6 protein-coding genes are annotated in these 3,708 nt (G+C 30.8%); 1 reads left to right on the top strand and 5 read right to left on the bottom strand.

Annotated features, from left to right (window positions below):
- Positions 1 to 438 precede the first annotated feature (438 nt).
- Together J3U37_RS11925 and J3U37_RS11920 are read right to left on the bottom strand one after the other, a co-directional pair.
- Positions 439 to 669, bottom strand: a complete 231-nt coding sequence (locus J3U37_RS11925; protein WP_267375082.1) for a hypothetical protein — start codon at positions 667 to 669, stop codon at positions 439 to 441.
- A gap of 115 nt (positions 670 to 784) precedes the next feature.
- Positions 785 to 1,447 carry a hypothetical protein gene (locus tag J3U37_RS11920; protein ID WP_267375080.1) on the bottom strand — a complete coding sequence of 221 codons (663 nt, stop codon included), beginning with the start codon at positions 1,445 to 1,447 and terminating at the stop codon, positions 785 to 787.
- A 22-nt stretch (positions 1,448 to 1,469) separates the two neighbouring features.
- Between J3U37_RS11920 and J3U37_RS11915 the strand changes: the two genes are divergently transcribed.
- The gene (locus J3U37_RS11915) at positions 1,470 to 1,709 is read left to right on the top strand and encodes a SymE family type I addiction module toxin (protein ID WP_324170104.1); all 240 of its coding nucleotides are present in this window, start codon (positions 1,470 to 1,472) and stop codon (positions 1,707 to 1,709) included.
- A gap of 86 nt (positions 1,710 to 1,795) precedes the next feature.
- On the opposite strand, the gene J3U37_RS11910 is transcribed toward J3U37_RS11915, so the two are convergent.
- The 3 genes from J3U37_RS11910 to J3U37_RS11900 form a co-directional block, all read right to left on the bottom strand.
- Positions 1,796 to 2,284 carry a hypothetical protein gene (locus J3U37_RS11910; RefSeq protein ID WP_267375078.1) on the bottom strand — a complete coding sequence of 163 codons (489 nt, stop codon included), beginning with the start codon at positions 2,282 to 2,284 and terminating at the stop codon, positions 1,796 to 1,798.
- A 219-nt stretch (positions 2,285 to 2,503) separates the two neighbouring features.
- On the bottom strand, positions 2,504 to 3,109 hold the full coding sequence (locus J3U37_RS11905) for a hypothetical protein (RefSeq protein ID WP_267375076.1): 606 nt from the start codon (positions 3,107 to 3,109) through the stop codon (positions 2,504 to 2,506).
- Positions 3,110 to 3,111: 2 nt separating this feature from the next.
- On the bottom strand, positions 3,112 to 3,708 hold a 597-nt coding region (locus J3U37_RS11900), incomplete at its 5' end, for a hypothetical protein (RefSeq protein ID WP_267375074.1).

Genomic DNA, 3,708 nt, shown 5'->3' with positions numbered 1-3,708 from the left:
CGGTCAAACCAACGATTTGTTCCTTAATCAGTTGTTGTTCATAATAACCGTCACCTAAGCGCTTAAGCACCGAGTCCGGATCGGCGTTTAAGCGGCTTAACATATAGAATAGAGTCTGATAAGAAGTTATCAGAGGAAGATAAAACTGTGATTTAGATATTTTTAGAAGACTTTTTAATCAGGAAGGAGATTAAATTACTGGTTAGATAAGACGGAAAACAAAACAACGTAGCAGTAACAGGTGGCAACCTGCTACCACTGCTTAACATAACCAAATAAGCTTTTATGTAGGCTACCCTGTTATCATTAATATTGAGCAAAGCAAGTTAATTATTGAACTTGCTTTGCAGATCTAAAAGATAATAAGTAATATCCACACGAATTAGGTGGGGGAATTCCTTAAATACTTATTGACTACGAAAAGCTAAAGCATATTCTTTAGACTATTTTTAATAGTCCTTCCTCAAATTTTTTCCATTGTTCTGGGTTTGATGTTGAGTTGTTGATTATTGCTTCTATAAGCCTTGTTGCTGTAGCGTTAGCTAATCTATCATCTGGAGATGATATTCCTTCCTCTATCAATTTAAATAAATATTTTTTATTTATTTCACTTTCAATAACAACAGATAATATCTTAAATTTATTTGTGAAATCAGTATAGTTAAACATTTACTTTTCTGTGTTGTAGCTCTAAATGTGTTTTGTCTAATGGTTTATTGGCAGTTGTTCCCATTTCAGCTAATATACTTTAGCTTGATTTGTCACATAAATTTTAAAATGAAGTCTACACATAACTTTTAATTGCTTCATGATAACCATCTTGACTAACAAAATAATTCATGAAAAAGTCAAATTCCCATATTGATGATCTTATAGAATTAAAACGTTTTAAATCCATTGATTTATTCTTTTTCATGACTTCTGTTTCTTTTTCGTTATTTATTTTTTGTATACCTTGATAACCAATTTGATCATCACATCCTATCATTAAGGGAATGATATTTTCCTCTTCTAATTCAAGAAAAACTTTACCTTTAAAAATAACCCGACTATAAATATTGGAATCCAAGTGTTCTATATCATAGCCACCTAATGATATAAGACGATCTTTAGTATTAAATTGTAATCCAGACGAATAATAATAATTATTCTCATCATGAATAACCATAAGATCATAACAACGTATATTTTCTATAACAAGCTTAGCTTTTTTGGCTAAAATGATTAAGTCTTCATCAATATTAATCTTACTTTTAATATTGATTGAAAGTATCTGATCTCGCCATACTTTATCGTACATATTTACAGATAAATTTTCTAAATGTACGAGGCAAGTTGAGGTTTCCTGATCAATTTCAGGTAAAGACGAATAATTTCTTATTCCACTTAAATTATCAAAATCAATTAAATACTCATAACTATCTGTACAATCTATATTATATTTCATTACGTAGCCTATTTTTTATTAAATATATATATTCATAGTCAAACCCAAAAACAGAGTAGCTAAAGATAAACCACGCCACTACACCGTTGGCTACTTCAATATTCGCTATCAAGACAAAGACACTCTAATGGCAACCAACTACAGCAAATACGCTGCGCTTTATCTTAAAGGCAACTGGCTAAATGAACTCGGATTCAATACAGACCAACCTGTCACCATTACCACTAAAAAAGACAAATTAATTGACCAACTTGCGAAGTAGATTACATAGTTGATAAATGATTAGTTCTGTTCTGCGATAAGGATCGCAGAAATGGCTTGAATGATTATTTGTAAGTTACTCTTCATTTATTGGATAATATTAAGGCCTACACTGTCTACCAAATTTTTTATTGTTTTTTGGAGTGATACTAACTCATCGTTATCTTTTAAAAAGAAAAACTGATGTGTTAAATCATAACCGGCAACAGAAAACATAAGTAATGAGGGATACAAAATTTGACATAGTGGCTTTTCTTTCATCGCATTTCTTACCGCTAACTTATATTCATCAAAATTCAATGGATACAAATTACCATTGATACATACAAGCTCTTGTTTGTCTGATAAATAATATAATGATTCATATAATTTTATAAATTTATTTTCAATATTGTTGAATAATTTTTCTTTTTCAACATTGCTTTTAACATCAGAATAACAAACTAATTCTGCTTTACAATATTCCTCTTCATTTAAATAATGGTCAAAATAGGAAATAGTTATTACATTATAGGCATCCATAAAACTATCATCATCAAAATCTATCGATAAAAAACTGTCAATTAATTTATTCATTTTCTTAGCACACTCCCATTTTCATCTAACGTTGCAATCCGATTTCTTTTTTTTAATATTAATACGAGATTGAACAATTGGATTTTCCAAATCAGCTTTATCTATAACTTTATCCGCTCCATTTGAAACTTTATAGCCTTTAGATATTGTTCTAGTTGCCTCCTTATGAGCTTAACTTGAATTTGAAAAAATAAACCCTGCATTTGCAGGGTTTATCATTTATTGCTGATACATTCTAGGGAAATATTCGTTGATTTTATCATTATCAAGCAATCTATCAGTGGTAAAATCAACCATGTCAGAAACGGCTATTCCATGACGTAATTCTTCAGGAAAATCTTCAATTGAGGCATAGACGGTTGGTATCAAATACCTGAAATAGTCCCCCATTTTAGTATTACCATTAAAGCCAACAGGATAATCTTCACCTTCAAAACTACCTTCAATTCCATGATAAACAAAAAAGCCTTTCCTTGATGGTAAGTTACATTCAATTGGTTTTTGTTCGTAGTGAGAACGTTCTTGTATAAGTTGTTCAACATCTTTTCTAGTTGGTAAATAATCAAATCTTAAACCTGAATAAAGATCTAATACAGTCCTACCACATTTATTTTTAGGGTAGGACTTAAATATTTCTGATTCTTCCCACATATAATCAGTTAATTGGTCTAATAATAATTCTAAATTATTGATTGACAGAAGAGCTTTAGGTAAATTACCAAAACAATTGTTTACCATCACAGCAATTCGACCGAATTTATCCATAGCAAACCAAGTGTATATGGTTCCAAATTCGGGTTTCCAATGTATATTTAAAATACTCATATCTATTTATCCTTCGGCCATGTTATCTGACAATTTTCACAAGGCTTTATAATTGAATCTTGCGTAATTTTACCTTGCTCATAGACCGTTCTTGGTCTAACTGCGTCAGTAAACTTAATTCTCTCAGGAGCAACTCCTTGACGAATTAACTGATCTGCTGCTGAAACTTCAGCACATGCCCCTGCTTTATTTTTACAAAAACTAGTAAACTCTCCGATTTTAACACCTAATTGCTGTTCAATATACTTTACTGTTTCAGGATGTAATGCTTCAGCCGTTATATTAGCGTTACTATTGCCTATAGCGATTTTACCCGTCATAGGGTCATATGCACCGACCATTGTTGCATTTTTATTAGCTTGAGATTTCGATGTAAAGCTATTAATTTCATCAAGTAAATTTTTTTGTGCCTGAGCTGCGACTTTATCCGCTTGTGCGACAGCAGTTCCCTTTCCAACTTTAGTTTGTTTAATGATAGTGTTATTAGCTCTATCATAAACAATTTTATAATTCCCGTTTTCACTAAGAGTCGTTTTTATTTCATTTAATACGACAGATGGATTTTCAATACGATTATTTTTATATAATTCCATTATAGC

This window comes from Gilliamella sp. B3172, assembly GCF_026536465.1.
In the GTDB taxonomy this organism is placed as follows: Bacteria; Pseudomonadota; Gammaproteobacteria; order Enterobacterales; family Orbaceae; genus Gilliamella.
This window is presented reverse-complemented; position numbering and strand designations above follow the sequence as displayed.

What these genes read in the sequence shown, in the direction of transcription:
- J3U37_RS11925 (WP_267375082.1), bottom strand. Translation starts at nt 669, where the DNA reads ATGTTTAACTATACTGATTTCACAAATAAATTTAAGATATTATCTGTT.
- J3U37_RS11920 (WP_267375080.1), bottom strand. Translation starts at nt 1,447, where the DNA reads ATGAAATATAATATAGATTGTACAGATAGTTATGAGTATTTAATTGAT.
- J3U37_RS11910 (WP_267375078.1), bottom strand. Translation starts at nt 2,284, where the DNA reads ATGAATAAATTAATTGACAGTTTTTTATCGATAGATTTTGATGATGAT.
- J3U37_RS11905 (WP_267375076.1), bottom strand. Translation starts at nt 3,109, where the DNA reads ATGAGTATTTTAAATATACATTGGAAACCCGAATTTGGAACCATATAC.